The organism is Amycolatopsis sp. NPDC026612 (genome assembly GCF_040638285.1).
Lineage (GTDB): Bacteria > Actinomycetota > Actinomycetes > Mycobacteriales > Pseudonocardiaceae > Amycolatopsis.
The window spans coordinates 108,616-134,563 of sequence record NZ_JBEZYB010000006.1; the positions used below are offsets into that span (position 1 = coordinate 108,616).

General features: G+C 72.2%; 26 protein-coding genes. 15 read left to right on the forward strand and 11 right to left on the reverse strand.

Features of this window, described 5'->3' with window-relative positions; translation table 11 throughout:
• Nucleotides 1-194 precede the first annotated feature (194 nt).
• Genes fmt through AB0F15_RS08920 form a run of 3 tightly spaced genes read left to right on the forward strand, consistent with a single transcriptional unit; the run spans nt 195 to nt 3,036 of the window.
• Complete coding sequence (gene fmt / locus AB0F15_RS08910; RefSeq protein WP_360267444.1) at nt 195-1,121, forward strand: methionyl-tRNA formyltransferase; 927 nt, start codon at nt 195-197, stop codon at nt 1,119-1,121.
• The gene (locus tag AB0F15_RS08915; RefSeq protein WP_360267447.1) at nt 1,118-2,542 is read left to right on the forward strand and encodes a transcription antitermination factor NusB; all 1,425 of its coding nucleotides are present in this window, start codon (nt 1,118-1,120) and stop codon (nt 2,540-2,542) included. The genes fmt and AB0F15_RS08915 overlap by 4 nt, the downstream gene beginning before the upstream one ends.
• Complete coding sequence (locus AB0F15_RS08920; RefSeq protein ID WP_360267450.1) at nt 2,539-3,036, forward strand: flavoprotein; 498 nt, start codon at nt 2,539-2,541, stop codon at nt 3,034-3,036. The genes AB0F15_RS08915 and AB0F15_RS08920 overlap by 4 nt, the downstream gene beginning before the upstream one ends.
• On the opposite strand, the gene AB0F15_RS08925 is transcribed toward AB0F15_RS08920, so the two are convergent.
• The 4 genes from AB0F15_RS08925 to AB0F15_RS08940 all read right to left on the reverse strand — a co-directional run bounded on the left by AB0F15_RS08925 (nt 3,025) and on the right by AB0F15_RS08940 (nt 7,649).
• On the reverse strand, nt 3,025-4,140 hold the full coding sequence (locus tag AB0F15_RS08925; protein WP_360267453.1) for a serine hydrolase domain-containing protein: 1,116 nt from the start codon (nt 4,138-4,140) through the stop codon (nt 3,025-3,027). The genes AB0F15_RS08920 and AB0F15_RS08925 overlap by 12 nt on opposite strands.
• A 102-nt stretch (nt 4,141-4,242) precedes the next feature.
• Nucleotides 4,243-5,637: an alkaline phosphatase gene (phoA, locus tag AB0F15_RS08930; protein ID WP_360267456.1), complete on the reverse strand. Its 1,395-nt coding sequence runs from the start codon at nt 5,635-5,637 to the stop codon at nt 4,243-4,245.
• Between the two features lie 156 nt (nt 5,638-5,793).
• A complete protein-coding gene (locus AB0F15_RS08935; protein ID WP_360267459.1) occupies nt 5,794-6,453 on the reverse strand; it encodes a response regulator transcription factor in 660 nt (219 codons plus the stop codon).
• The gene (locus AB0F15_RS08940; RefSeq protein ID WP_360267462.1) at nt 6,450-7,649 is read right to left on the reverse strand and encodes a histidine kinase; all 1,200 of its coding nucleotides are present in this window, start codon (nt 7,647-7,649) and stop codon (nt 6,450-6,452) included. Before AB0F15_RS08940 ends, AB0F15_RS08935 begins: the two co-directional genes overlap by 4 nt.
• Before the next feature lie 122 nt (nt 7,650-7,771).
• Between AB0F15_RS08940 and rpe the strand changes: the two genes are divergently transcribed.
• From rpe to AB0F15_RS08965, 5 genes are all read left to right on the forward strand, one after another.
• Complete coding sequence (rpe, locus tag AB0F15_RS08945; RefSeq protein WP_360267894.1) at nt 7,772-8,443, forward strand: ribulose-phosphate 3-epimerase; 672 nt, start codon at nt 7,772-7,774, stop codon at nt 8,441-8,443.
• Between the two features lie 86 nt (nt 8,444-8,529).
• Nucleotides 8,530-9,159 carry a riboflavin synthase gene (locus AB0F15_RS08950; protein WP_360267465.1) on the forward strand — a complete coding sequence of 210 codons (630 nt, stop codon included), beginning with the start codon at nt 8,530-8,532 and terminating at the stop codon, nt 9,157-9,159.
• On the forward strand, nt 9,156-10,481 hold the full coding sequence (locus AB0F15_RS08955; protein ID WP_360267468.1) for a bifunctional 3,4-dihydroxy-2-butanone-4-phosphate synthase/GTP cyclohydrolase II: 1,326 nt from the start codon (nt 9,156-9,158) through the stop codon (nt 10,479-10,481). The genes AB0F15_RS08950 and AB0F15_RS08955 overlap by 4 nt, the downstream gene beginning before the upstream one ends.
• Nucleotides 10,478-10,984, forward strand: a complete 507-nt coding sequence (ribH, locus tag AB0F15_RS08960) for a 6,7-dimethyl-8-ribityllumazine synthase (RefSeq protein WP_360267471.1) — start codon at nt 10,478-10,480, stop codon at nt 10,982-10,984. The genes AB0F15_RS08955 and ribH overlap by 4 nt, the downstream gene beginning before the upstream one ends.
• Before the next feature lie 44 nt (nt 10,985-11,028).
• The gene (locus AB0F15_RS08965) at nt 11,029-11,433 is read left to right on the forward strand and encodes a PH domain-containing protein (RefSeq protein ID WP_360267897.1); all 405 of its coding nucleotides are present in this window, start codon (nt 11,029-11,031) and stop codon (nt 11,431-11,433) included.
• 110 nt (nt 11,434-11,543) lie between these two features.
• Here the strand turns inward: AB0F15_RS08965 and AB0F15_RS08970 are convergent, their stop codons facing one another.
• Nucleotides 11,544-12,320: an exodeoxyribonuclease III gene (locus AB0F15_RS08970; protein ID WP_360267473.1), complete on the reverse strand. Its 777-nt coding sequence runs from the start codon at nt 12,318-12,320 to the stop codon at nt 11,544-11,546.
• A 66-nt stretch (nt 12,321-12,386) separates the two neighbouring features.
• Nucleotides 12,387-13,109, reverse strand: coding sequence for a trypsin-like serine protease (locus AB0F15_RS08975; protein ID WP_360267475.1), 723 nt, complete (start codon nt 13,107-13,109; stop codon nt 12,387-12,389).
• Nucleotides 13,110-13,303: 194 nt separating this feature from the next.
• Between AB0F15_RS08975 and uvrC the strand changes: the two genes are divergently transcribed.
• Genes uvrC through whiA form a run of 4 tightly spaced genes read left to right on the forward strand, consistent with a single transcriptional unit; the run spans nt 13,304 to nt 18,154 of the window.
• Nucleotides 13,304-15,268 (forward strand): excinuclease ABC subunit UvrC, encoded by a 1,965-nt coding sequence (uvrC, locus tag AB0F15_RS08980; RefSeq protein WP_360267477.1) that lies wholly within the window; start codon nt 13,304-13,306, stop codon nt 15,266-15,268.
• 42 nt (nt 15,269-15,310) lie between these two features.
• A complete protein-coding gene (gene rapZ, locus AB0F15_RS08985) occupies nt 15,311-16,168 on the forward strand; it encodes an RNase adapter RapZ (protein ID WP_003101350.1) in 858 nt (285 codons plus the stop codon).
• 1 nt (nt 16,169) lies between these two features.
• Nucleotides 16,170-17,162, forward strand: a complete 993-nt coding sequence (yvcK, locus tag AB0F15_RS08990; RefSeq protein ID WP_360267901.1) for a uridine diphosphate-N-acetylglucosamine-binding protein YvcK — start codon at nt 16,170-16,172, stop codon at nt 17,160-17,162.
• Nucleotides 17,162-18,154 carry a DNA-binding protein WhiA gene (gene whiA / locus AB0F15_RS08995; RefSeq protein ID WP_360267480.1) on the forward strand — a complete coding sequence of 331 codons (993 nt, stop codon included), beginning with the start codon at nt 17,162-17,164 and terminating at the stop codon, nt 18,152-18,154. The genes yvcK and whiA overlap by 1 nt, the downstream gene beginning before the upstream one ends.
• Here whiA and AB0F15_RS09000 read toward each other — a convergent pair.
• Entirely contained in the window at nt 18,120-19,025 is a 906-nt protein-coding gene (locus AB0F15_RS09000; protein ID WP_360267483.1) for a hypothetical protein, read from the reverse strand. The two genes, whiA and AB0F15_RS09000, sit on opposite strands and share 35 nt — an antisense overlap.
• Before the next feature lie 173 nt (nt 19,026-19,198).
• Here AB0F15_RS09000 and AB0F15_RS09005 point away from each other — a divergent pair, with 173 nt between their 5' ends.
• Nucleotides 19,199-20,221: a glucosyl-3-phosphoglycerate synthase gene (locus tag AB0F15_RS09005; RefSeq protein WP_360267486.1), complete on the forward strand. Its 1,023-nt coding sequence runs from the start codon at nt 19,199-19,201 to the stop codon at nt 20,219-20,221.
• 1 nt (nt 20,222) lies between these two features.
• Here AB0F15_RS09005 and AB0F15_RS09010 read toward each other — a convergent pair whose 3' ends face one another.
• Nucleotides 20,223-21,083: a sterol desaturase family protein gene (locus tag AB0F15_RS09010; protein WP_360267489.1), complete on the reverse strand. Its 861-nt coding sequence runs from the start codon at nt 21,081-21,083 to the stop codon at nt 20,223-20,225.
• Between the two features lie 70 nt (nt 21,084-21,153).
• Between AB0F15_RS09010 and AB0F15_RS09015 the strand changes: the two genes are divergently transcribed.
• The gene (locus tag AB0F15_RS09015; RefSeq protein ID WP_360267492.1) at nt 21,154-21,762 is read left to right on the forward strand and encodes a TetR/AcrR family transcriptional regulator; all 609 of its coding nucleotides are present in this window, start codon (nt 21,154-21,156) and stop codon (nt 21,760-21,762) included.
• Nucleotides 21,763-21,920: 158 nt separating this feature from the next.
• Entirely contained in the window at nt 21,921-22,289 is a 369-nt protein-coding gene (locus AB0F15_RS09020; RefSeq protein ID WP_360267495.1) for a hypothetical protein, read from the forward strand.
• Between the two features lie 47 nt (nt 22,290-22,336).
• On the opposite strand, the gene AB0F15_RS09025 is transcribed toward AB0F15_RS09020, so the two are convergent.
• The 3 genes from AB0F15_RS09025 to AB0F15_RS09035 form a co-directional block, all read right to left on the reverse strand.
• Nucleotides 22,337-24,412, reverse strand: a complete 2,076-nt coding sequence (locus AB0F15_RS09025; protein WP_360267498.1) for a PQQ-dependent sugar dehydrogenase — start codon at nt 24,410-24,412, stop codon at nt 22,337-22,339.
• A 219-nt stretch (nt 24,413-24,631) separates the two neighbouring features.
• A complete protein-coding gene (locus AB0F15_RS09030; protein WP_360267500.1) occupies nt 24,632-25,465 on the reverse strand; it encodes a coproporphyrinogen III oxidase in 834 nt (277 codons plus the stop codon).
• A 38-nt stretch (nt 25,466-25,503) separates the two neighbouring features.
• Entirely contained in the window at nt 25,504-25,941 is a 438-nt protein-coding gene (locus tag AB0F15_RS09035; RefSeq protein WP_360267503.1) for a PPOX class F420-dependent oxidoreductase, read from the reverse strand.
• Between the last annotated feature and the right edge of the window lie 7 nt (nt 25,942-25,948).

A 25,948-nucleotide genomic window follows, 5' to 3' on the forward strand; every position in this document is an offset into this window, starting at 1 on the left:
GCTTCGCCGGCGAGCGGCGAGTCACCTCCCGGCGAAAAGGCGGGAAAGCGGGCTGCCGGGGCCTGGTTGTCCACATTGCGGCGGTCCTGTGGACAACCAGGCCCGAGCTGGGCGCGCCCGGCCGGAGGGGGCCTTCTAGACTCGGCTCCGATGTTCCAGCCACCTGAAACCCCGCTTCCGCCGGGGGTGGGCCGATGAAGCTCGTCTTCGCCGGCACTCCCGACCCGGCGGTCCCCGCCCTGCGCGCTCTGCTCGATTCCGGCCGGCACGAGGTCGTTGCCGTGGTCACCCGGCCCGATGCGCAGGCCGGGCGCGGCCGGCGCGTCGTCCGGTCGCCCGTCGGTGCCCTCGCCGACGAGCACGGCATCGAAGTCCTGACGCCCGCGCGGGCCGGTGATCCGGCCTTCCTCGCGCGGCTCGCCGAGCTCGCCCCGGATGCCTGCCCGGTCGTCGCCTACGGGGCGCTGCTGCCGCAGTCCGCCCTCGACATCCCGCGCATCGGCTGGGTGAACCTGCACTTCTCGCTGCTGCCCGCGTGGCGGGGGGCCGCGCCCGTGCAGGCCGCGATCCGCGCCGGGGACGAGATCACCGGCGCCTCCACCTTCCGGATCGTCAAGGAGCTGGACGCCGGCCCGGTCTACGGCGTCGTCACCGAGACGATCGGGGACACCGACACCGCCGGTGCGCTGCTCGGGCGGCTCGCCGAGTCCGGGGCCAAGCTGCTGCTGTCCACCATGGACGGTCTGGCCGACGGCTCCCTGGTCGCGCGGGAGCAGCCCGCCGAGGGCGTCAGTTACGCGCCGAAGGTCACGGTCGAGGACGCGCGGGTGTCCTTCGCCGACCCCGCCTCGGCGGTCGACCGGCAGATCCGCTCGGTCACCCCCGAACCGGGCGCGTGGGCGGAGTTCCGCGGTGAACGCTTCAAGCTCGGCCCGGTCACGGTGCTCGACGAACCCGGCCCGCCGCCGGGCGAGATCGTGGTCGAACGCAAACGGGTGCTGGTCGGGACGGCGACGAAGCCGTTGCGGCTCGGCGAAGTCCAGGCACCCGGCAAGAAACGGATGGCGGCCACCGACTGGGCGCGCGGTACGAGGATCGACCAGGGAGAGCGCCTCCGGTGAACGACCACAGGGAACGACGTCCGTCACGGCCGGAGCGGGGCCGTCCGGCACCGCGCAAGGAAGGGCCGCGCCGCCCGCCGGAGGTGGACCCGGCGCGGCAGGCCGCGTTCGACGTCCTCGCGGCCGTCCGGACGAAGGACGCCTACGCCAACCTGGTGCTGCCGGACCTGCTGCGGGAGCGGCGGATCACCGGCCGGGACGCGGCGCTGGCCACCGAGCTGACCTACGGCACGTCGCGGGCGCAGGGCCTGCTCGACGCGATCATCGAGTCCTGCGCCGAGCGGCCGCTGGCCAAGACCGACCCCGCGGTGCTCGACGCGCTGCGCCTCGGCGTCTACCAGCTGCTGCGCACGCGCATCCCGGAGCACGCCGCCGTCACGTCCACTGTGGACCTCGTCCGCGCGGAAGGTGGTTCGTGGGCCACCGGGTTCGCCAACGCGGTCCTGCGCAAGGTGTCCGAAAAGGACGAACAGACCTGGCTGGACGAGCTGGCGCCGGACGAGGCGGCCGACCCGATCGGGGCCTACGCGCTGCGCACCGCGCACCCGCGCTGGATCGCCCGGTCGTTCGCCGAAGCGCTGGGCGACAAGGGCGCGGAGCTGAAGGCCGCGCTCGAAGCCGACGACGCACGGCCCGAGGTGCACCTGGTGGCCCGGCCCGGCGAGATCAGCGCCGACGAGCTCGCCGCGATCACCGGCGGCGACCCGGCGCCGTACTCCCCCTACGGCGTCCGCCTGCCCGCCGGTGCCGGCGACCCGGCCGACGTCGAGCCGGTCCGCGAGCGGCTGGCCGCGGTGCAGGACGAGGGCAGCCAGCTCTGCGCGATCGCCGCGACGAAGGTGCCCGTGGAAGGCTCCGACGAGCGCTGGCTCGACCTGTGCGCCGGCCCCGGCGGCAAGGCCACGATGCTCGGTGCGCTGGCCGCGCTGAGCGGAGCGACCGTGGACGCCGTCGAAAAGGCGCCGCACCGCGCGAAGCTCGTCGAGAAGGCCACGATCGGCCTGCCGGTGAAGGTGCACGTCGCCGACGGGCGCGAAAGCGGTCTGGAACCCGGCTACGACCGGATCCTCGTCGACGCACCGTGCAGCGGGCTCGGCGCGCTGCGGCGGCGGCCGGAGGCGCGCTGGCGCCGTCAGCCGTCCGACGTCGCCGACCTCACGAAGCTGCAGGGCCAGCTGATCACCGCGGCCTACGACCTGCTGCGGCCCGGCGGCGCGCTCACCTACGTCGTCTGCTCGCCGCACCTCGCCGAAACCGAAGGCGTCTTCGCCGAGACGGCGCGGCGGCTGAAGGGCGAGGTGCTGGACGCGCGCCCGTTCTTCCCCGAAGTCCCGCAGCTCGGCGACGGGCCGTACGTGCAGCTCTGGCCGCACCGCCACGGCACGGACGCGATGTTCTGCGCCGTGCTGCGCAAACCGTGAGAGATCTCGGGCTGGTCGCCGGCTCGTGCGGCGGGCTCGAGGTCCGGTTCGCCACCGAGCTGGTGAAACCGGCCGTGGCGCGCGGCTGGCGGCCGGCGATCACGCTGACGCCGACGGCGATGCGCTGGCTCGAGGAGACCGGCGGGCTCGGCGACGTCGCCGCGTGCACCGACCTGCCGGTCCGCAGCGTCTCCCGGTTGCCCGGCGAGCCGCGGCCGCACCCCGACCCGGAGGTGTTCCTCTTCGCCCCGGCGTCGGCCGGCTCGGTCGCCAAGCTCGCGCTCGGCATCGCCGACAACCAGGCCATGACCGTGCTCGGGGACGTGCTGGGCGCACCGGGGACCACGATCGTGGTGGCCTACCAGATCCAGGACACCCGGGTGCACCACCCGGCGTGGCAGCGTCACCTCGACACCCTCGCGGGTGCCGGGGTGACGCTGCACCGCCTGGACATCGGGCGGCCGTGGACCGAGGCGCTGGACCTACTGCCCTGAGCACACCGCGGCGTCGACGGCGGCCAGCAGGTGCTGGTTCGTGTCGGCGGGCGTCGGATTCTCGTTCAGCACCACCGTCGCCCGGCGGCCGTCCGGGCCCGCTCCGGCGAAGTTCGTGAAGCCGATGATCCCGCCTTCGTGCCCCCACACCACTCCGCACGACAGCGGGAGGCTCATCACCCCGAGGCCGTAGGCGGCGCCCGGGATGCCGAGGTCCGCCGGAACCGCTCGCCGCATCTCCGCCAGCTCGGCCGGGCGCAGCAGCCGCCCGTCCAGCAGCGCCCCGTAGAACCGGTCGAGGTCGGCCGGGGTCGTGACGAGCCCGCCCGCCGCCCAGGCGATCGTCGCGTCGAAGTCGCTGAAGTCCACCAGTTTCCCGCCGGCCGGCAGGTAGCCGATCGCGTGCGGTGCGGGCAGCTTCTCGTCGCCGCGGCGCGGCAGGTACGTGTCGCGCAGGCCGAGCGGTCCGGTGATCCGGCGGGCCAGCTCGGTACCGAGCGCGTGCCCGGTGACCTGCTCCACCAGCATCCCCGCCACGATGTAGTTCGTGTTCGAGTACGACCAGCTCGTGCCGGGCGGGAACAGCGCCGGGTGCTTCAGCGCCATCGCCACCAGCTCGGCCGGCTCCGCGCCGCGGTGCCGCAACGCCTCCGGGTCCGCCAGGTCGAGGTCGTCCGTGTAGTTGTAGAGCCCGCTCGTGTGCTGCAGCACCTGCCGGACGGTGATCCGCCGGTCGGGCAGGAGCCCCGGCAGGTACCGCGAAACCGGCGCGTCCAGCCGCACCCAGCCCTCCGCGACCAGCTGCAGCACCACCGTCGCCACGAACGTCTTGGTGACGCTGCCCGCGCGGAACGAACCGTTGCGCGGGAACGGCTTCCCGGTGGCGACGTCGCCCGTGCCGCTGCGGGTGACCTGGGTCCGCCTGCCGTCCTGGACGACCGCCACCGCCCCCGGTACGCCGTCCTGGGCGGTCAGCACGTCCAGGCTCGCCTGGACCGGGCTCGCCGCCGCCGGTGCCGATGCCGCCAGTGCCGGTGCCGCCGTGGTGGTGGCGAGCAGCACGACGAGCGTGCCGGCGGTGACGGCCCGCAATGACTTCCGCATGAGAAAACCCCCTGGTGTCTCGGTGTTTCCCACGCTAGGGGGACCGGACACCAGGGGATATCGGGGAGACCACCGGAAAAACCCGGGGGTCTGCCCCACCACTCAGCGCAGCTTCAGGGCGCGCTTCAGGGTGCCGAACAGGTCGGTCTGGTTGGTGAGGCCGACGATGTTGGCCGCCTGCGGGCCGAGGCCCGCGATGCGCACCTGCGTGCCCGTGTGCGACTGCGAGCCGCCCGCTTCCGCGGTGCCGTAGGCCAGCGTCATGTTCGCGCCCTCGTTGGTGATCAGCGTCGCCGTCAGGCCGGGTGTGACGGTGGGCTCGACGATCTGGCTGCTGTGGCCGTGGTCCGCGGTCACCAGCACCAGCGTGTCCGGGTGGCTGCGGGCGAACGCCGTGCCCGCCGCGATCGCCGCGTCGAAGTCGATCGTCTCGCCGATCTGGCCGCACGGGTCGGCCGCGTGGTCCTGCTTGTCGATGCTGGCGCCCTCGACCTGCAGGAAGAAGCCCTTGTCGCTGCGGCGGTCGTCGAGCAGCTCCAGCGCCTTGCGGGTCTGGTCGGCCAGCTTCGGCTGGGTGGCGGGCACCTTCGCGTTCGGCGTGCAGCGGGACGGCGCGGTGCCGCCGTGCACGGCCGCCGGGCCGGACCAGTTCACCGGCATGTTGCCGTCGGCGAACAGGCCGAGGACCGGCTTGCCCTTCTTCGCCGCGGCCAGGTCCGCCGCGGTGTCGACGACCGAGTAGCCGGCCGCCTTGGCCTGGTCCAGCACGGTCTTGCCCTTGAACTTGCCGGCCGTCACCTGCTGGTTGAAGTACTTCGCGCCGCCGCCCAGCAGGACGTCGGGGCGGGTCTGCACCAGCTGCTCGGCGATCGAGCCGAGGCCGCCGTTCTCCTTGGCGTTCTTCGCGCACTTGGCGGTCGTCTCGACCGGGCCCTTGCAGTCGCGGTTGACGACGTGCGCGCCGAGCACGGCCGGGGTCGCGTCCTGGACCTCGGCGGTGGTGACGTCGCCGGTGCGCAGGCCGTTGCGCTTGGCGATCTCCAGGATCGTCGGGACGTCGTTGCCGTAGGCGTCGACCGAGATGGCGCCGTTGTAGGTCTTGGTGCCGGTGGCCCAGCCGGTGCCGGACGCGGCCGAGTCGGTCACGTAGTTCGGCTTGCCCGGGTTGTTCTGCTCGACCGCGTAGGTCGTGTAGTCACCGGTCAGCGGCAGCTCGTCCATGGCGAGCCGGCCCGCGGCACCGCGCTCGTAGTTGCGGGCGGCGGTGATCTCCGACTGGCCCATGCCGTCGCCGAGGAACAGGATGACGTTGCGGGCGTGCCCGCCCTGGATCGCGGCACGGACGTCGGCGGTGCGGTCACCGGTGCCGGCCGACGAGCGCGCGTCGGCCGTGTCGGAGCCGTTGGTGGCCAGGGCGACCGGGGCGGCGGCGATCAGCGCGGCGCCGAGCGCGCCCGCGACCAGCCACCGGCGGCGGCCGGCGAACAGCGAAGCCATGTTTCTCCTCGTTCGGGAACTTCGGGGGTTACGGCCCGGATATCGGACACGGGCTATTAGTCCTCTCGCACGTGTGCCGTGGAGGGACTGACGGTGACCGGAACGTGGCCGCTGGCCGAACTCATGACTTCACGCCGGTGACCGGGCGCACGTCGGTTATTGACCGGCGAGGTGTCCCGGTTTGACGACTCCGGCTTCGTACGCGATGACCACGGCCTGACTGCGGTTCCCGGCGCCGAGCTTCGCGAAGATGTTGCCCACGTGGGTCTTCACCGTCTCCAGGCTGATCACCAGCGCCGCCGCGATGTCCTGGTTGGACAGTCCGGTGGCGACGAGGCGCAGCACCTCGGCTTCGCGGCGGGTGAGCGTCTTCGCCGCGCGCGCGTGCCTGCCGCCGGGGGCCCTGCCGTGCACCAGCCGCCGGATCGCCTCCGGGAACAGCAGCGACTCGCCGGCGGCGACCGTCCGCACGGCGTGCGCGATCTCCTCCTTGCGCGCCCGCTTCAGCAGGAACCCGCTGGCCCCGGCCAGCAACGCCTCGTGCACGTAGTCGTCGTTGTCGAACGTCGTGACGACCAGGATCTTCGGCGGCTCGGCGAGCGCCGTGAGCACCTGGCGGGTGGCTTCGATGCCGTCCGTGCCGGGCATCCGGACGTCCATCAGCACGACGTCCGGCCGGGTCCGCCGCACCGCTGCCAGGACCTCGCCGCCGTCGGCCGCCTCGCCGACCACCGGCAGGCCCTGCTGCTCCAGCAGCGCCCGCAAGCCGGTGCGGACCAGCGGCTCGTCGTCGGCGAGCAGCACCGACGGCGTCACGCGCGCGTCCCCAGCGGGATGGTCGCGCGCAGCCGCCACTGCGGCCCGTCCGGGCCGGCGTCGAGCTCGCCGCGCAGGGCCTCGACGCGTTCGGCGAGCCCGGCCAGCCCGCGCCGCCCGGTCCGCGGCCCGTCGCCGGGCAGCGCGTTGACGACCGCGATACCGAGGTGACCGGGCGCGGCCTCGACCCGGACGTCCACCGGGCCGGGGCCCGCGTGGCGCAGCGCGTTGGTCAGCCCTTCCTGGACGATCCGGTAGCCCTCGCGCGACAGCGTGGCGGGCAGCGCGGCGATCGGACCGGTGACGGTCAGCCGGACGTCGAGCCCCGCTTCCCGGGCGCGTACGGCGAGGACGTCCACTTCGGCCAGCGTGCGGGACGGTGCCTTCGTGGCCGGTTCCTCGCGGAGCAGGCCCAGGACGTGGTCGAGGTCTTCGAGCGCGCTGCGGGAGGCTTCTTCGATGGTGCCGAGTGCGCGGCGGACCTGGGCCGGATCCGCCTCGACCAGCTCGGCCGCGGCCGCCGCCTGGATGGTCGACGTCGTGAGGGTGTGCCCGATGGAGTCGTGCAGCTCGCGAGCCAGGCGGTTGCGCTGCGCCAGTACCGCGGCCCGGCGTTCGGCCAGCGCGGCGCGTTCGGTCGCCGAAGGACTCAGCAGCGCCGTCGCGCCGGCCCGGAACACGGCGGTGGCGGCCGCGGCGACCAGCAGCGCGAGCGCCAGCATGCCGAGCGCGACCGGCACCGTCCACGCGCCGGCGACAGCGGTCGCGCCGAAGAAGGAGAACCGGCTCCCGTCGCCGGTGAGCCACAGCACCGGGGTGAGCACGCCGAGCAGCAGGACTCCGCCGATCACGAGCAGCAGCCCGCTCAGCCCGGCGTGCAGGACCAGCCAGGCGGCCGAGCGCAGCCGGTCCGGCCAGGCGGGCCGCGCCCGGCCGGGCGACGGCAGATCGGTGCCGAGCACCGCGTTGGCGACAGCGACGCCGAAGCGCCGCATGGGCCCGCTCAGCCCGGCCACCGCCAGCACCGTCGCGACCGGCACCAGCGCGAGGGCGAACAGCAGCCGGGGAGTGCCGGGGAACAGCGCGGCGACGAGGGCGAACGGCATCGCGGGCAGGGCCAGCGCCATCCCGAGCAGGGCGTAGGGCACGCTGCGGTAGCCGTCGGGGCGCAGCAGGGATCTCGCGAAACCGGACATGCCGCCGAGGTTAGGGGGCGCCGGTGCCGCGTGACCTCCCTCTCCGGAGCCAGATCCTGGTCACAACCGGTTAGCGAGCGTTAGCTGCGGCCTCCTACACTCGGGACGTGGCCGACCGACCTTTGATCGCACCCAGCATCCTCGCGGCGGACTTCGCCCGGCTCGGCGAGGAGATCGCCGCCGTCGCCGCCGGCGGGGAGACCCGCGCCGACTGGGTCCACGTAGACGTCATGGACGCGCACTTCGTGCCCAACCTGACCCTCGGCCTGCCCGTGGCCAAGGCCCTGATCGACAGCACCGACCTGCCGATCGACTGCCACCTGATGATCGACGACCCGGACCGCTGGGCGATCGGGTACGCCGAGGCGGGCGCCTACAACGTCACCGTGCACGCCGAGGCCGCGAAGGACCCGGTGGCGCTGGCGAAGAACCTGCGGGCCGCGGGCGCGAAGGCCGGCCTCTCCCTCAAGCCGGGCACCGCGCTGGAGCCGTGGCTCGACGTGCTCAAGCACTACGACACGCTGCTGGTCATGTCGGTCGAGCCGGGCTTCGGCGGCCAGTCGTTCATCGCGGACGTCCTGGAGAAGGTCCGCACCGCGCGGCGGCTGGTCGACACCGGCCACCTGAAGCTGGTCGTCGAGATCGACGGCGGGATCAACGCCGAGACCATCGAGCAGGCCGCCGAGGCGGGGGTCGACTGCTTCGTCGCCGGCTCCGCCGTCTACGGCGCCGGAGACCCGGGCAAGGCGGTCGCCGCGCTGCGCGAGCAGGCGGCCCGCCACCGGGCCGGCTGACGCGGGAGCGGCACCGGAGAAGCCACCGGGCCGCGGCGGGTGTTGGATGGGAGGACCGGCTCACGGCTCACGAGGAGGCAGCGCACGTGTTCACCGGCATAGTCGAGGAGATCGGCGAAGTCACCGCGGTCGAGCAGCTGACCAACGCGGCCCGGCTGCGCGTCCGCGGCCCGCTGGTCACCAGCGACGCCGGGCCCGGCGACTCGATCGCGGTCAGCGGGGTGTGCCTGACCGTCGTCGAGGTGGCGGGCGGTGAGTTCACCGTCGACGTCGTCGACGAGACGCTGCGGCGGTCGAGCCTGGCCAAGGTCGCCGCCGGCGACCGGGTCAACCTCGAACGCGCCACCCCGGCGGGCGGGCGGCTCGGCGGGCACATCATGCAGGGCCACGTCGACGGGACCGGGGTGTTCCTCGGCCGCGACGAAAACGGCGTCACGACGTTCGCGCTGCCGGCGCACCTGTCCCGGTACGTCGTCGAGAAGGGCTCGATCGCGGTCGACGGCGTCTCGCTGACGGTCGCGGCGATCGGCGCCGAGCAGTTCTCGGTGGCCCTGATCCCGACCACTCTCGAAGCGACGACCCTCGGCCGCCGGGCGCCCGGCGACCTGGTCAACCTCGAGGTCGACGTGGTCGCGAAGTACGTGGAAAAGCTGGCCGAGGCGCACATCCGCGACCAGGTGCACAATCGGGACGGCGGCACGGAGGAGCGGTCATGAGTGAGCCTGCGAACGAGCCCGGAGCGGGCTGGACACCCTGCGGCACCGGGGCGGTGTTCGACGCCGACGCCATCGAGCGGGCGATCGCGGACATCGCCGCCGGCCGCGCGGTCGTCGTGGTCGACGACGAGGACCGCGAAAACGAGGGCGACCTCATCTTCGCCGCCGAGAAGGCGACGCCGGAGCTGCTGGCCTTCATGGTCCGCTACACCTCGGGGTACGTCTGCGTGGCGTTGACCGAGGCCGAGGCCGACCGGCTGGACCTGCCGCCGATGTACCACACCAACCAGGACGCGCGGGGCACCGCGTACAGCGTCACGGTCGACGCCGCCGAGGGCATCAGCACCGGCATCTCCGCCGCCGACCGCGCGCACACGATCCGGCTGCTCGCCGACCCGGGCTCCGCCGCGAAGGACTTCCGCCGTCCCGGGCACGTCGTGCCGCTGCGCGCGAAAGAGGGCGGCGTGCTGCGCCGTCCCGGGCACACCGAGGCGTCGGTCGACCTGGCCCGGATGGCCGGGCTCGCCCCGGCCGGCGTGCTGTGCGAAATCGTGTCGCAGAAGGACGAAGGCGACATGGCGCGCCGCGACGAGCTCGAGGTGTTCGCCGCCGACCACAACCTGGCGATCATCACCATCGCCGACCTGATCGCCTACCGCCGGCGCACCGAGAAGCAGGTCGAGCGGGTCGCCGACGCGCGCATCCCGCTGGCCGCTGGCACGTTCCGCGCGGTCGGCTACGACTCGCTCCTCGACGGTATCGAGCACGTCGCCTTCGTCTACGGCGAAATCGGCGACGGCCAGGACATCCTGGTCCGCGTGCACTCCGAGTGCCTGACCGGCGACGTCTTCGGCTCGCTGCGCTGCGACTGCGGCCCGCAGCTGGAGGCGGCACTGGAGGCGGTGGCCGCCGAGGGGCGCGGTGTCGTGCTCTACATCCGCGGGCACGAAGGCCGCGGCATCGGCCTGCTCCACAAGCTGCAGGCCTACCAGCTGCAGGACGACGGCGCGGACACCGTCGACGCGAACCTGGCACTGGGGGTGCCCGCCGACGCCCGCGACTACGGCACCGGCGCGCAGATCCTCTGCGACCTCGGCGTCCGCACCATGCGGCTGCTGTCGAACAACCCGGCCAAGCGGATCGGCCTCGAGGGCTACGGCCTGCGGGTCACCGGCCGTGTGCCGCTGCCGATCTCCCCGAACCCGGAGAACCTGCGCTACCTGCGGACCAAGCGCGACCGGATGGGTCACGACCTGGCTCAGCTGGAGCACTACGAACAGGTCGGCGCGGCCCCCGAGCACGTCGATGGAGGAACCCTGTGAGCGGCGACGGCCGTCCCGACGTCAAGCTGGACCTCTCCGACTGCAAGTCGCTTAAGCTCGGCATCGTCGCCACCCGCTGGAACGCCGACATCACCGACGTCCTGCTGGAGCGGGCGCTGGTCGCGGCGCGCGAAGCCGAGCTCGAGGAGGAGCCGACGGTCGTCCACGTCGCGGGCGCGGTCGAGCTCCCGGTGGTGGTGCAGGCACTGGCCCGCAACCACGACGCGGTGGTCGCGCTGGGCGTGGTCATCCGCGGCGGCACCCCGCACTTCGAGTACGTGTGCGACGCGGTGACGGCGGGCCTGACCCGGGTCGCGCTCGACGAGAGCACCCCGGTCGGCAACGGCGTCCTGACGTGCGACACGCACGAGCAGGCCGTCGACCGGTCGGGCCGGCCGGGTTCGAAGGAGGACAAGGGCTACGAGGCGACGGTGGCGGCCCTGGACTCCGCGCACGTGCTGCGGAGCCTGCGCCAGCCGTGGACCGAGCGGGGATTCGTGTGAGCGTGAGTACTTCTGCGACGCTGGTCGTCCGCCCGCGGCGGGCGATGATCATGTGCGGCGTGCTGGCGGTGGCGCTGCTGGCGGTGTTCGTGGTGGTGGCCGTCCTGCTGCGCAGCGGCGACACGGGGGTGCGCTTCCAGCGCTCCGACCAGGCGGCGATGGTCGGCATCGGCATCCTGCTGGCGTGCGGCGTGATGCTGTTCGCGATCGCGCGGGTCCGGGCGGATGCCGAGGGCATCGAGGTCCGGAACGTGCTGATCACTCGCCGTTTCGCATGGAGCGAGGTGCTGTCGGTGAGTTTCCCGGACGGTGCTTCGTGGGCGCGGCTGGAGCTGCCGGACGACGAGTACCACGCGGTGATGGCCGTGCAGGCCGTGGACCGGGACCGGGCGGTGGAAGCGGTGCGCGCGCTGCGGAAGCTGCACCGCGCGGCCACTCAGGGGCACTGACGCCCGGGGTCACCACACCGTCGTGAGTGGTAATGAGGGTTAGAACCCTATTTACCACTCACGACCTGCGGCGGTAGAGCACACCGGCGGCTGACGCTCGGGAACTGGTGTCAGAGGTCCAGGTCGACCACGATCGGTGCGTGGTCCGAGGGGCCCTTGCCCTTGCGGGCGTTGCGGTCCACATAGGAATCCGTGACGGCTGAGGTGAAAGCCTCGTTGCCGTACACCAGGTCGATGCGCATGCCCTTGTTGTTCGGGAAGTTGCCGGCCCGGTAGTCCCAGTACGTGAACGGGTGGTCGTACTTCAGCGGCCGCGGGAAGACGTCCGACAACCCGAGGTCCCGCAGCCGGGCCAGGGCGTCGCGCTCCGGCTTCGTCACGTGCGTCGACTCCGCGAACAGCGTGATGTCCCAGACGTCCGCGTCCGTGGGCGCCACGTTGAAGTCGCCCAGCACCGCGAACGGCCCGGAAGAAAGCTCCGACGAAACCAGCGAGTGCAGCGACGACAGCCACTCCAGCTTGTACGCGTAGTGCGGGTTGTCCGGCTCGCGCCCGTTGGGCACGTACACCGACCACACCCGCACACCGCCGCACGTGGCCCCGATCGCGCGGGCTTCCGAAGCCCCGTCGAACTGCGGTTCGCCCGGCAGCCCGCGCACGACGTCCGACAGCCCCACCCGCGACACGATGCCGACGCCGTTCCAGCGCCCGAGCCCGTACGCCGCCACCTCGTACCCCAGCGCCTCGATCTCGGCGGCGGGGAACGCCTCGGTCGTGTTCTTCAGCTCCTGCAGGCACAGGACGTCCGGCGCCGTCTCCTCCAGGAAACCCAGCACACGCGGCAGGCGGGGGACGATGGAGTTCACGTTCCAGGTGGCGATCCGCATGCCCGCGAGCATCCCACACCCCACCGACAGAACCGGGGCGGCGCCGAAGCGCCGCCCCGGCGAAGATCACACGCCCGCGGTCGTCCGGATCCAGGACCGGCTGGCCGCCACGCTCGCGTAGTTGTTCGTGCCGCGGGTGCTGCTCCCGCTCTGGTTCTGGACCGTCGACGCGACGCCGACCTGCACGTCACCCGACACCTGGGGGCCGCCCGAGTCGCCCTTCCACGCCGAGCCGTTGACGCCGACGCTCTGGATCGCGCGGCCGCCGTAGGCGTCCGTGGACCGGCCGGTCACCTGGACGTTCGCCGTCTTCAGCGCCGTCGACGGCGGGCCGGTCGGGGTGGTGCGGCCCCAGCCGTAGATCTGGTTGGTGCTGCCCGTGGCCGGGTCCGAGCTGCCCAGCGAGATCGGCGCCGTGCTCGTCGCCGACGCAAGGTGCAGCAGCGCGATGTCGCCGTTCGGGGACTCGTACTCGTTGTCGACGGCGATCTTCGTGCCCGAGAGCAGCGTGTTGCTGCCGACCCGGACGTACATGCCCGAGCCGTCCTGGTCGAGGCAGTGCACGGCGGTGAGCACCCACCGCGCGGCGATGACCGTGCCCGAGCAGTTGAAGCCCTGGTAGTCACGCCCGGGCGTGTTGACGTACACCTGGGCGCCCCAGGAGACGGCCGGGGCGGTGGTGCCGCCGACGATGCCGGGCTGGACGCCCGCGGCGGCGACCGCGCCGCCGGCGAGGGTCAGCGCGACGGCGGTCGCGGAAGCGGCACCGAGGAGACGGAGAGAACGCACGGCGGTGATCCTTTCGGCAGGGGGACCGGATCGGCCGGTCGGAAAGTAACCACCGCGCCACCCGCGCGGACACCTACCGAAGTCGGAACCGGGCGAAGAACCCGACTTCCGGCGGATCGGGCACCGGGACCGCCGGAACCACCGCCGGACGGGGGCGTGCGAGAACTGTCGGTGGTGGCAAATAGGCTGGGGGCGTGGCTGACCCGACCACCTACCGTCCCTCGCCGGGGAGCATCCCGGATGCCCCTGGCGTGTACAAATTCCGTGACGCGGCCAAGCGGGTCATCTACGTCGGCAAGGCGAAAAGCCTCCGCAGCAGGCTGAACTCCTACTTCGCCGACCTCTCCGGCCTGCACCCGCGCACGCGCCAGATGGTCACCACGGCCGCGAGCGTGGAGTGGACGGTCGTCGCCACCGAGGTCGAGGCGCTCCAGCTCGAGTACAACTGGATCAAGGAGTTCGACCCGCGGTTCAACGTCCGCTACCGCGACGACAAGAGCTACCCGATGCTCGCGGTGACGCTGAACGAGGAGTTCCCGCGCCTGCACGTCTACCGCGGCGCGCGCAAGAAGGGCGTCCGGTACTTCGGCCCGTACGCGCACGCGTGGGCCATCCGCGAGACGCTCGACCTGCTGCTGCGCGTCTTCCCGGCCCGCACCTGCTCGGCCGGGGTGTTCCGGCGCCACGGCCAGATCGGCCGGCCCTGCCTGCTCGGCTACATCGACAAGTGCTCCGCGCCGTGCGTGGGCCGCGTCTCCTCCGACGAGCATCGCGACATCGTCGAGGACTTCTGCGACTTCCTGGCCGGCAAGACCGACGTCATGATCAGGCGCCTCGAAGCCGAGATGGCCGCCGCGTCCCAGGAGCTCGAGTTCGAGCGCGCCGCCCGGCTGCGCGACGACCTCGGCGCGCTGCGCCGCGCCATGGAGAAGCAGGCCGTGGTGCTCGGCGACGGCACGGACGCCGACGTCGTGGCGTTCGCCCACGACGATCTCGAGGCCGCGGTCCAGGTCTTCCACGTGCGGGGCGGCCGGGTCCGCGGCCAGCGCGGCTGGGTGATCGACAAGGCCGAGGAGATGGACGTCCCGGCGCTGGTCGACCACTTCCTCACCCAGTTCTACGGCGACGAGGCCGAGCTGGACGCCCGCGACGACGTCGACGCGGGGCCGGTGGTCCCGCGCGAGGTGCTGGTCCCGGAGCTGCCCGCGGACGCCGACGCGGTCGCGGAGTGGCTCACCGGGCTGCGCGGGTCGCGGGTCCAGCTGCGGGTGCCGCAGCGCGGCGACAAGAAGGCGCTGGCCGAGACCGTGCAGCGCAACGCGGGGGAGGCGTTCACCCAGCACAAGCTGCGTCGCGCCGGCGACCTCACGGCGCGCTCGGCGGCGCTCACCGAGCTGCAGGAGTTCCTCGCCCTCGACACCGCGCCGCTGCGGATCGAGTGCATCGACATCAGCCACATCCAGGGCAGCGACGTCGTCGCGTCGCTGGTGGTGTTTGAGGACGGGCTCGCGCGCAAGTCCGAGTACCGGCGCTTCGCGCTGCGGGAGGCGGCCACGGAGGGTGACGTCGCCTCGATCGCCGAAGTCGTGCGGCGGCGGTTCTACCGCTACCTCAAGGAAACCGCCGAAGGCGCGGAGGACTCGTCGAAACCGGGCCTCGACCCCGAAACCGGGCGGCCGAAGAAGTTCGCCTACCCGCCGAACCTGCTGGTCGTCGACGGCGCGGGCCCGCAGGCCACGGCGGCCGCGGACGTGCTGGCCGAGCTCGGTATCACCGACATCTCCGTGATCGGGCTGGCCAAGCGGCTGGAAGAGGTCTGGCTGCCCGCCGACCCCGATCCGGTGATCCTGCCGCGGACGTCGGAGGGGCTGTACCTGCTGCAGCGGCTGCGTGACGAGGCCCACCGCTTCGCCATCGCCTACCACCGCGAGAAGCGCTCCAAGCGGCTGGTGACGTCCGAATTGGACAGTGTGCCCGGGCTGGGGCAGGCTCGCCGCACCGCGCTGATCAAGCATTTCGGCTCGGTGAAGAAGCTCAAGCAGGCCAGGATCGAAGAGATCGAGGCGGTGCCCGGCTTCGGCAGGCGCACCGCGGAGGCCGTGGTCGCCGCGCTGGCCGGGGAGTCCGGCGCGAGCAACGGCACAGGAGCAGGGGAGTAGGGAAACACAGTGAGTGCGCAAGAGGAGATCCGCGGCTCCGGCATGGAGGTCGCCGTCGTGTCCGGTCTGTCCGGGGCGGGCCGCAGCACGGCGGCCAAGTGCCTGGAGGACCTGGGCTGGTTCGTCGTCGACAACCTGCCCCCGGAGCTGATCGCCACCATGGTCGAGCTGGGTGCGCAGGCCCGCGGCGCGATCACGAAGGTGGCGGTGGTGATGGACGTGCGGTCGCGCGCGTTCACCGACGACCTCGCCTCGGTCATCAAGGACCTGGACGCCCGGGGCTACAAGCCGCGCGTGCTGTTCCTGGAGGCGACCGACGCCGTGCTGGTGCGGCGCTTCGAGGCCGTCCGCCGGGGCCACCCGATGCAGGGTGACGGCCGGCTCGCCGACGGCATCACGGCGGAGCGGACGCTGCTGGAGCCGCTGCGCGAAGAGGCCGACCTGGTGCTCGACACGTCGTCGCTGTCGGTGCACGACCTGCGCGCCAAGATCGAGGACGCGTTCGGCTCCGAGGCGAGCACCCAGACCCGGGTCACCGTGCTGTCCTTCGGCTACAAGTACGGCCTGCCGATGGACGCCGACCTGGTGATGGACGTCCGGTTCCTGCCGAACCCGTTCTGGATCCCGGAGCTGCGCGAGCACACCGGGCTCGACGGCGAGGTCCGCAACTACGTCCTCTCGCAGGAGGGGGCCGAGGAGTTCCTCGACCGCTACCACCAGCTGCTGCGGCTGATCGGCGCCGGCTACAAGCGCGAGGGCAAGCGGTACCTGACCCTGGCCGTGGGCTGCACCGGCGGCAAGCACCGCAGCGTGGCGCTGTCGGTCGAGCTCGCCCAGCGTCTGTCCAAAGAGGACGGGATGGCCGTGAAGGTGGTGCACCGCGACCTTGGTCGTGAATAACGTGCGCGTGGTCGCCCTCGGGGGCGGCCACGGACTGCACGCCACACTGTCCGCGGTGCGGCGGGTCACCCCCGACGTCACCGCGGTCGTGACCGTGGCCGACGACGGCGGATCGTCCGGGCGGCTGCGGCGTGAACTCGGGCTGCTGCCGCCGGGCGACCTGCGGCAGGCGTTCGCCGCCTTCGCCGCCGAGGACGGCGGCACGCTGTGGGCCGAGGTCTTCCAGCACCGCTTCGGCGGCGACGGCGCGCTGGCCGGGCACGCGGTGGGGAACCTGCTGCTGGCCGGGCTCTTCGAGGTGCTCGGCGACCCGGTCGCCGCGCTCGACGAGGCCTGCCGGCTGATGGGCGTCTCGGGCCGCGTGCTGCCGATGTCGCCGGAGCCGCTGGAGATCCTGGGCGAGGTCAGCGGCCTCGACAGCGAGGACCCCACGGCACTGCGCACGATCCGCGGCCAGGTCGCGGTGGCCTCGACCCCCGGGCAGGTGCGGCGGGTCAGCCTGCGCTCGCCGGGCCGGGCCGGGCGGCCGCCACTGGCGTGCGAAGAAGCGGTCGAAGCGGTGCTGAACGCCGACGTCGTGTTCCTCGGCCCCGGCTCCTGGTTCACCAGTGTCCTGCCCCACCTGCTGGTGCCCGGGCTGCACGACGCGCTCGTGCGGACGGCCGCGACGAAGGCGATCATCCTCAACCTTGTCCCCCAGCCGGGGGAAACCGCGGGATTCTCGCCGGAGCGGCACCTCGACGTACTCTTCGAACACGCGCCCGATCTGCGGGTCGACGCGGTGATCGCGGACCGCGATTCCGTGCCCGACCCGGCGAATCTCCGCCGCGCGGCCGAACGGCTGGGCGGCCGGGCCCACCTGGGGGCGGTCGCCGACCCCGGAGTACCGGGACGGCATGATCCTGATGCGCTCGCGCGGACCATGCGGGAGGCTCTCGGTCTCGGCAGGGGCGGGGAGCACGGGGGAGGAGCGAAAGGCAGGGAGGGGCAGTAATGGCGATGACCGCTTCGGTGAAAGACGAACTGAGCCGGCTGGAGATCACGAAGATCGGGCCGCGCCGGGCGGAGGTCGCGTCGCTGCTTCGCTTCGCCGGCGGCCTGCACATCGTGGCCGGCCGGGTGGTCGTGGAGGCGGAGCTCGACACGGGCTCGGTCGCGCGACGGCTGCGCAAGGAGATCCACGAGCTCTACGGGCACCATTCGGACGTCCACGTCATCACCGCCAGCGGCGGGCTGCGCAAGGGCACCCGGTACGTCGTGCGCGTGGTCAAGGACGGTGAGGGACTGGCCCGGCAGACCGGGCTGATCGACCAGCGCGGCCGCCCGGTGCGCGGGCTGCCCGCGGCCGTGGTGTCCGGTGGCGTGGCCGACGCGGAAGCGGCGTGGCGGGGCGCGTTCCTGGCGCACGGGTCGCTGACGGAACCGGGCCGCTCGTCGTCGCTCGAGGTGACCTGCCCGGGCCCGGAGGCGGCGCTGGCGCTCGTCGGCGCGGCGCGGCGGATGGGCATCCAGGCGAAGTCCCGCGAGGTCCGCGGCGCCGACCGGGTGGTGGTCCGTGACGGCGACGCGATCGGCGCGCTGCTGACCCGCCTGGGGGCCCACGCGAGCGTGCTGCAGTGGGAGGAACGCCGCATGCGCCGCGAGGTCCGGGCGACGGCCAACCGCCTGGCCAACTTCGACGACGCCAACCTCCGCCGCTCGGCCCGCGCGGCGGTGGCGGCGGCGGCCCGGGTGGAGCGCGCGCTGGAGATCCTCGGCGAGACGGCCCCGGACCACCTCCTGGCGGCGGGCCGGCTCCGGCTGTCCAACCGGCAGGCGTCCCTGGAGGAACTGGGCCAGCTGTCGGAGCCGCAGATGACGAAGGACGCGGTGGCGGGGCGCATCCGCCGCCTGCTGGCGATGGCGGACAAGCGGGCCAAGGACCTGAACATCCCGGACACGGAGTCCGCGGTCACCCCCGAGATGCTCGAGGAAGAAGAAGGCTGACGAGGTCCCGCAGCCAGGGCTCGGCGATGGCGGGTTCGCGGGTCATGGTCCGGGCGAGCCTCTTCCGCACCGTCGGCGAGCGCCCGGCCGCGACGATCGCCACCGCCTCGGCCAGCGCCCGGCGGGTTCGGTGGTCGTGGGCGGGCTCCCGGACGTCTTCGGCGGACCAGAGGTCCCGGCCGAACGAGCGGGTCAGCTTCTGCTGGTGATCGGCGAAGTAGCTGAACACGGCACTCTCGAGCGAGACGTTCCGGATCGCCCCGGCGGGCAGCTCGCGCGTCCACTTCGCGTGCTGCTGCCACCGGCGGGTGTTCGGGCTGGTGTGCGTGCGGCGCGGCAGGCCGAGGATCCGGATCCGGCGCACGACGGCCGCTCGGTCCGCGCGTTCGTCGTCGGCCCAGTCGCGCAGGATGCCGATCAGCTGCCCGAAGGACCGGCCCGAGGACACCACGTCGACGAACACGACGGGCCGGGAACCGCGGGCGAGCGCGGCGGGACTCAATCCGTGCGCGGCCAGGTTCGCCCGCAGCTGCGTGGCTTCGGCCGGGCGGAGCCTGCCGTCGAGCCAGCTGTCCATCGACCCGGTCGACAACGGCAGCGAGTGCAGCCGGCGCGGGTCGGGGAGGGCGCCGCCGAGGAGGTCGAACACGGAGTCCGCGGACCGGCCGACGAAGTACAGCTCGCCGTTCCCGGACCGCGCGAGCACCTTCGCGGCGCAGTCGGTCAGCTCGTCGAGGAACCACAGGTCCGGTTCGGGGATGCCGTCGAGCAGGGAGCCCAGGTGGTCCGGCCGGACGAGGTCCCAGCGGAACGGCCGCTTCGCCTCGATCATTCCGGCGTCCTGGCCGTCGATGCTGGAGTACTGGCTCATCGATCACGAGCCTAAAGGGCGCGGCCCGCGCCGGTCAGCTGGTTTTCGGCCCGCGAGGTTAACGGGATCGGTGCCGCGGCAGCCATCTCGTAACACCCCGGTAGCACTCCGAACAGGTCGCGGAAATGCGTACCCCGGAACCTCGGAGATGAGCGAGGGAAGGGGAAATGCACATGCGCACGAACCACGCGCGGCTGCAGGTGACGCCCGAGGTCGGCACCTGGCTCGCCCGCCGCAGCAGCAAAGCGGAGGACTGGACCACCGAAGAGCTGGTCGCGGCCAAGCGCGGCACCACGGTCTCGGTCGTCATCCCGGCCCGCAACGAGGAAGCGACCGTCGGCGCGATCGTCACCGCCATCCGCGAGGAGCTGCAGGAACGCCACGAACTGGTCGACGAGATCCTCGTCGTCGACAGCCACTCCACCGACGCCACCGCGGAGGTCGCCGCGGCGGCGGGAGCGGACGTCGTCGCCCAGGACGCCGTCTTCCCGGCCCTCGACGGGCTGCAGGGCAAGGGCGAGGCGCTGTGGAAGGGCGTCGCGGCGACGACCGGCGACCTCGTCGTCTTCGTCGACGGCGACCTCTACGACTTCACCACCGACTACGTCACCGGGCTGCTGGGCCCGCTGCTCACCGATCCGTCGGTGGCCTACGTCAAGGGCTTCTACCACCGCCCGCTGAACGGCGCGGCGGGCAGCGAGCCGGAAGGCGGCGGCCGGGTCACCGAGCTCGTCGCGCGGCCGCTGCTCAACATGTTCTGGCCCGAGCTGTCCGGTTTCGTCCAGCCGCTGGCCGGCGAGTACGCGGGCCGCCGCGAGGTGCTGGAGAGCATTCCCTTCGTCGTCAACTACGGCGTCGAGATCGGGCACCTGATCGACCTGGTGGAGCTGCGCGGCCTGGACGCGCTGGCCCAGGTCGACCTCGGCCACCGCGTCCACCGGCACCAGAGCACGCAGGCGCTGGGCCGGATGGCCGGGCAGATCATGCTGACGCTCTTCGACCGCCTGGAGCGCTACGACCGCCTGGTCACGGCGGTGCCGCCCGCGACGCTGCTCGCCCAGTTCCAGCGGGGCACGTCGGCGGACGGCGTCGAGCGCGAACTGGTGCTGACCGATCTGACCTCCCCGCAGCGCCCGCCGCTGGACAGCCTGCCGGTGGCGATCCGGCCGGCGAACGCACTGCAGGAAACGGCGTAGCTCAGGCGGGTACGTGTCCGGGCTGCCAGCCGGGTGGCCCGAACACGTACCCCGCGCGCTCGCGCCACGTCTGCGCCGCACGGAGGTCGCGCAGGATCGAGCCGTACTCGTGGAAGCCGACCTGCAGCAGGTTGTCCGTCCCGAGGTTCTTCGTCAGCCCGTAGGTCGGCCGCTTGCCTTCGGGCACGAAACTGCCGAACAGCCGGTCCCAGACGATGAGGATGCCGCCGTAGTTGGCGTCCAGGTACTCCGCGTCGCTGCCGTGGTGGACGCGGTGGTGCGACGGGGTGTTGAAGACGTACTCGAACCAGCGCGGCAGCTTGCCGACCTTCTCCGTGTGGACGAAGAACTGGTAGACGAGGTCGATCGACAGCCCGGTCAGGATCATCCACGGCGGGATCCCGCCCAGCGCCAGCACCGACCAGAACGGCAGCTGGAAGTACGGGGTCCACTTCTGGCGCAGCGCCGTCGAGAAGTTGTAGTGCTCGCTCGAATGGTGCACCTGGTGCCCGGCCCAGAGCAGCCGCACGCGGTGGCTGGCCCGGTGGTAGGCGTAGAACACCAGTTCCTGGCCGAGCAGCATGAGCACCCACGTCCACCAGTCGCGCGGGTCGAGCCGCACCGGTGCCAGCTCGGACAGCGCCGCGAACACACCCAGCATCACCAGCCGGAACAGCGCGTTGACGCCGACCGCGACCGTGCCCATCAGCATGCTGGTGCGGGTGTCGGCGACGCTGTAGCCGAGCACGTTGTCGTCGTGGCCGAGCACGTGCACCGCCACGATTTCGATGGTCACGAAGAGCAGGAACACCGGAATCGCGAACAGCACGGGGTCGCGCAGGTGCGCCAGGAATTCGGCCACGTCGCCTCCTCGGATCTGACCTACCGGTAACTTACCCTGGGGTCACTTTACGCACGGTAGGCTCTCCGGCGTGACGGAGTCAAGGCCGGTCGGGACCAAGGGGATGCCTCGCGAAGAGCGCGAGGCCCAGCTCGTCGTGGCCGGCACCGAAGAGTTCGGCCGGGCCGGCTACACGGGCGCGTCGATGGTCGAGATCGCGCGCCGGGTCGGGGTGACCAAGCCGTTGCTGTACCAGTACTTCGGCTCGAAGGACGGGCTCTACCTGGCCTGCCTGCACCGCGCGGGCGACCGGCTCACCGAGGGCGTCGCGACGACCATGGCGGCCGGCGGCGAGCCCGACCAGATGCCGCTGAAGGTGCTCTCGGCGATCTTCACGACGTTCGACCACGACCGCTACGCGTGGCGCCTCCTGCGCGACGCGACGGTGCCGGAGAGGGGCGACATCGCCGCCTCGGCCGCGGACTACCGACGCCGCCTGGACACGTTCGCCGTGCTCGGCGCGACCCAGCTGCTGACCTCCCGCGGCCTGGCCGACCCGGCCGACATCGAGGCGGTTGCGCAGGTGTGGACCGGGGTGGTCGACTCGCTGATCAGCTGGTGGATCGACCGCCCGGAGGAAGACGCCGAAGCGATGACGGCGCGCTGTGCCCGGATCATGGGCGGCCTGTTCGGCTGGTGAGCTCGGCGCGAGCGGCCGCGAAGTGCGCCACCTTTGCCGCTTTTGTCCGGTGTTGTCGACACGGAGAGTGCTCGTCGCGAATTTCTTGCTCGGATGGCGTAGCGAAACCGGTGCGGTTCGCGATTAATCTGGGAAGCCGTCGCGTCGAGAGGTACACCATGCCCGAGCCAGCCGCATCCGTCCCGGCCGATCCGCGGCTCGCCGCGCGATTCACCGAGGACCTGCTCGACGGTTGCCAGGTCCTGGCCAAGGACTACGGCTACCGGCCGGCCCAGTTCGAGCGCATGGTGCGCGAGCACGGCGGTGTCGAGGCGGCCCGCCTGCTGCTGCGCGGGGCGGGCACCGCCGGCGGATTCACCATGCTCTGGGAGAAGAACCAGCTCGGCCGCAGCTCCGAGGCGACCATGCTCCGCGAGGAGTACGCCGAGCTGTTCACCCCCGACGAGCTCCTGCTGGCCCGCCGGCGGCTGGAGGAGCACGGCTTCGACGTCGACGCCCACCTGCGCCGGGTGGCCGGCGCGCAGTAGGGCGGCGGGGGTGACCGGCGCCGCTCCGGTCACCCCCGCCGCGGCTTCTAGGGCGTCGAGCCGCCCGGGAACTTCAGCCGGACGATCACGTTGTCCAGCACCGACGGCGTGCCGCCGTTCTTGTCGTTGTTCGTCGACGTCAGCCACAGGCCGCCGTCCGGGGTCTTCGTGACCGAGCGCAGCCGGCCCCAGCGGCCGGAGAACAGCGCCGACACCGTGCCGATGCCGGTGCCCGCGGCGTTGATCTGCGTGGCGAACAGCTGCTCACCGGTGACGCCGGCGATGTAGATCCAGTCGTTGACGATCTCCAGCCCGCTCGGCCCGGCCTGCGACGTCGGCCAGGTCTTCTTGGGCGCGATGAAGCCGCTGCAGCTGCCCTGCGTGCCTTCGCAGCTCGGCCAGCCGAAGTTGCCGCCCTTCTGGATCAGGTTGAGCTCGTCCAGGCTGCTCTCGCCGAACTCCGCCGCCCACAGCTGCCCACGGGAGTCCCAGGCCAGGCCCTGCGGGTTGCGGTGGCCGTAGCTCCAGACGTACCGGGCGTTGCCGCCGGTGGCGTAGAACGGGTTGTCGGACGGTGCCGAGCCGTCGGGGTTCAGCCGCAGGATCTTCCCGTTGAGCGAGCTCTTGTTCTGCGCGTTGTCGCTGTTCTTGGCGTCGCCCACGGTGGCGTACAGCTTGCCGTCCGGGCCGAACCTGATCCGGCCGCCGTTGTGGTAGCGGTTCTTCGCGATCCCGGTGAGCACCGGCGTCGACGTCGACGACAGCGTGGTGCCGTCGTAGGTCATCTTCACGATCCGGTTGTCGCCGGAAGCGGTGTGGTAGAGGTAGATCGCGTGGTCGGACGTCCAGTTCGGCGAGATCGCCAGGCCGAGGAGGCCGCCTTCGCCGTTCGTGGTCACCGCGCCGGGCACCTTGCCCAGCGTGGTCTTCCGGCCGGACGGCGTCACCAGCACGATCTCGAACCGGTCCCGCTCGGTCACCAGCGCGTTGCCGTCGGGCAGGAAGGCCACCGACCAGCCGAGGTCGACCTTCGCGATGTCCTTGTCGTACTCCGGGATGCCCCCCGCGCCGCCCGGAGCGCTCGTCTTGGCGGTGACCGCGTTGCTCGCCGCGGAGCTGTTCCCGTCGGGGTCGCGCGCCTTGACCGTGAAGCTGTACGAGGTATTCGGGGTCAGCCCGGTGATCGTGGTGCCGAGCGATGTCGTCGTGGCCACCTTCGCGGTGCCCTGGAAGACGTCGTAGCCCGCGATGGTGCCACTGTTGTCCGTGGAAGCGTTCCACGCCAGGGAGACGCTGTTCGCGGTGACGCCGGTGGTGCGCAGGTTGCCCGGCACGCCGGGCGGGGTGGTGTCGTCGCTCGGCGGCGTGGTGAAGGTGACCACGTTGCTCTGCTGCGACGGGTTGCCGGCGGCGTCGAACGCACCGACCGAGATGTCGTACGCCGTGTTCGGGGTCAGGTTGTCGACCGTCGCGCTCGTGGTGGTCCCGCCGACGGTCTTGAGGGTGTTGCCGCCGCGGTTGATCTCGTAGCGGACGACGCCGACGTTGTCCGTCGCGGCCGTCCAGGTGAAGGTGGCCGCGGTCGGCAGGATGGTGCTCGCCTTGAGGTTCGACGGCGGGGACGGCGGTTCGCTGTCGACCGGCGCGGTGAAGGTGTCGGTGAGCTTGTCGGCGTTCGGGCCGCCGTCGGCGGTGGTCGCGGTGGTGCGGACCTTGTTGACCCCGGCGGTCAGTGAAACGGTCGCGGTGACGGTCTTCCACGTCGTCCACGCGCCGGTGGCGGGGAAGTCGACGGTGCCCTTGTCGCCGCCGTCGACGGTCAGCTTCACCGGCCGGTCGGCGGTGGTTCCGTTGGCGTAGCGGAAGGTCAGCGTGTGCGTGCCCGCCTGCGCGGCGTTCACGGAGTATTCGACGTAGCTGCCGGTGACGTTGTCGAAGTTGACGAACCCGGTGCCGGAGTAGCCGGCGTGGTTGGACTCGACCGCGCCCTGCGAAATCGTGGCGTTTTCGGCTTCGTAGTCGGTGGTCGCGGCGAAAGCGGTTACCGGGCTGACCGCGGTGAGGCCGAGCGCCGCGACGGCGGTACCGGCGAAGACCGCGCGCCACGGTGGACGGGGTGCCACTGGGAGCCTCCTGCGTGGGTCGGGGACAGGGGGAGACCGGGGGCGGAATGGTCGGCGGACCACCGGCGCAAATAGTTAGGAAACTTTCCTATCTAGAGGACAGATCTCACACCTTCCCGGCGGGGCCTGTCAATACCGGACAGGATGGCTCACCCACCGTGAAAATGCTTTCCCGCTCAGCGGGGCGCCCGCGCCCGGACGGCGGTACGGCCGCTCGAGTCAGCCCGCCGTCACCGGGGTTTCGGCCGCCCAGTCGCGCGGGTGGAGGAAGGAAGCCAGTCCGGCCTCCGCGCTGCCCGGCTCGGGACTGAACTCGGACTCCCACCGCGCCAGCGGCGGCAGCGCCATGAGGATCGCTTCGGCGTCGGCCTGCACGGCGGTCGCCGCGTCGTGGACGAGCGTGAACTCCACGTACCGGCCCCGGCGGTAGAGCTGCCACTGCCGCTCGCGCTCGCCGTGGGGCAGGTCCTTCCGCCGCTGCACGATCGGGAAGTACGCCGGTGCGATCGTGGCGATGCCCGCCGCGGTGAAGGCGGCCGCGCGCCGCCAGCCGTCCGGGCCGGGCAGGTGCAGGTGGTCGAAGGCGATGCCGCCGATCCCGCGCGCCTCGTCGCGGTGCGGGAGCCGGAAGTGGTCGTCGCAGGCCCGCTTCGCCTGCGCGTGGAACGCCGGGTCGAGCGTGTCGCAGTAGGTCTTCAACGCCCGGTGGAAGTGCGTCGCGTCCGAGGCGAAGCCGTAGCACGGGAGGAGGTCCACGCTGCCGCCGAACCACCACGTGTCCGCCGACTCGCGGTACCGGAAGTGCGCCTGGAAGGCGGGGACGTACGGGTTGCGCGGGTGGAGCACGACCGACAGCCCGGCCGCGAAGACCTCGTCCGAAAAAGCCGCGCTGACGACCGCGCGTTCGAAGACGTCACCGTTCTCCAGCAGCCGCGTGCGGCCGGACCGGCCGAAGCGCGCCCCGCCGTCGAGCCGTTCGAGCTCGGCCACCAGTTCCCGTTGCCCGGCGCTCACGATCGCCCGGACGGCGTCGCGTCTGTCCCCTGAAGGCATTCCCCCACCCCCGGGGGCAGATTACCAGCGAAACGGGGTCAGCCGGCGATGTGCGCCCGCGCGATCACCTTGGTGATCTTCGCCCGGACGAGCGATTCTTCGGGGACGGCGTTGCGCTTGCCGTACTCCTCGGCGCGCTCGGCGCCCATGTACCGGCCGCCCAGCCTCGTCGCCCACTCGAGCATCTCGTCGTGGTCGTGGGTCAGCCGCGCTTCGGCGGTGAACTGCACGTACGAGTACGGCGGCTCCTGGTCGTCGACGACCAGGGAGATCCGCGGGTCGCGGCGGATGGCCTTGCCCTTGAGGGTCTCGGTGCCGGTGGTGAAGACCAGCTCGTCGCCGTCGGCGGTCTCGTCGAGCAGGAACCAGATCGGGGTGACGATCGCGGCACCGTTCGCCCGGACCAGGCCGAGCTTGCCCGTTCGGGTGCCCTCGGACGCGAACTGCCACCACTCCGCACGGCTCATCTCACGCATGGGAGGG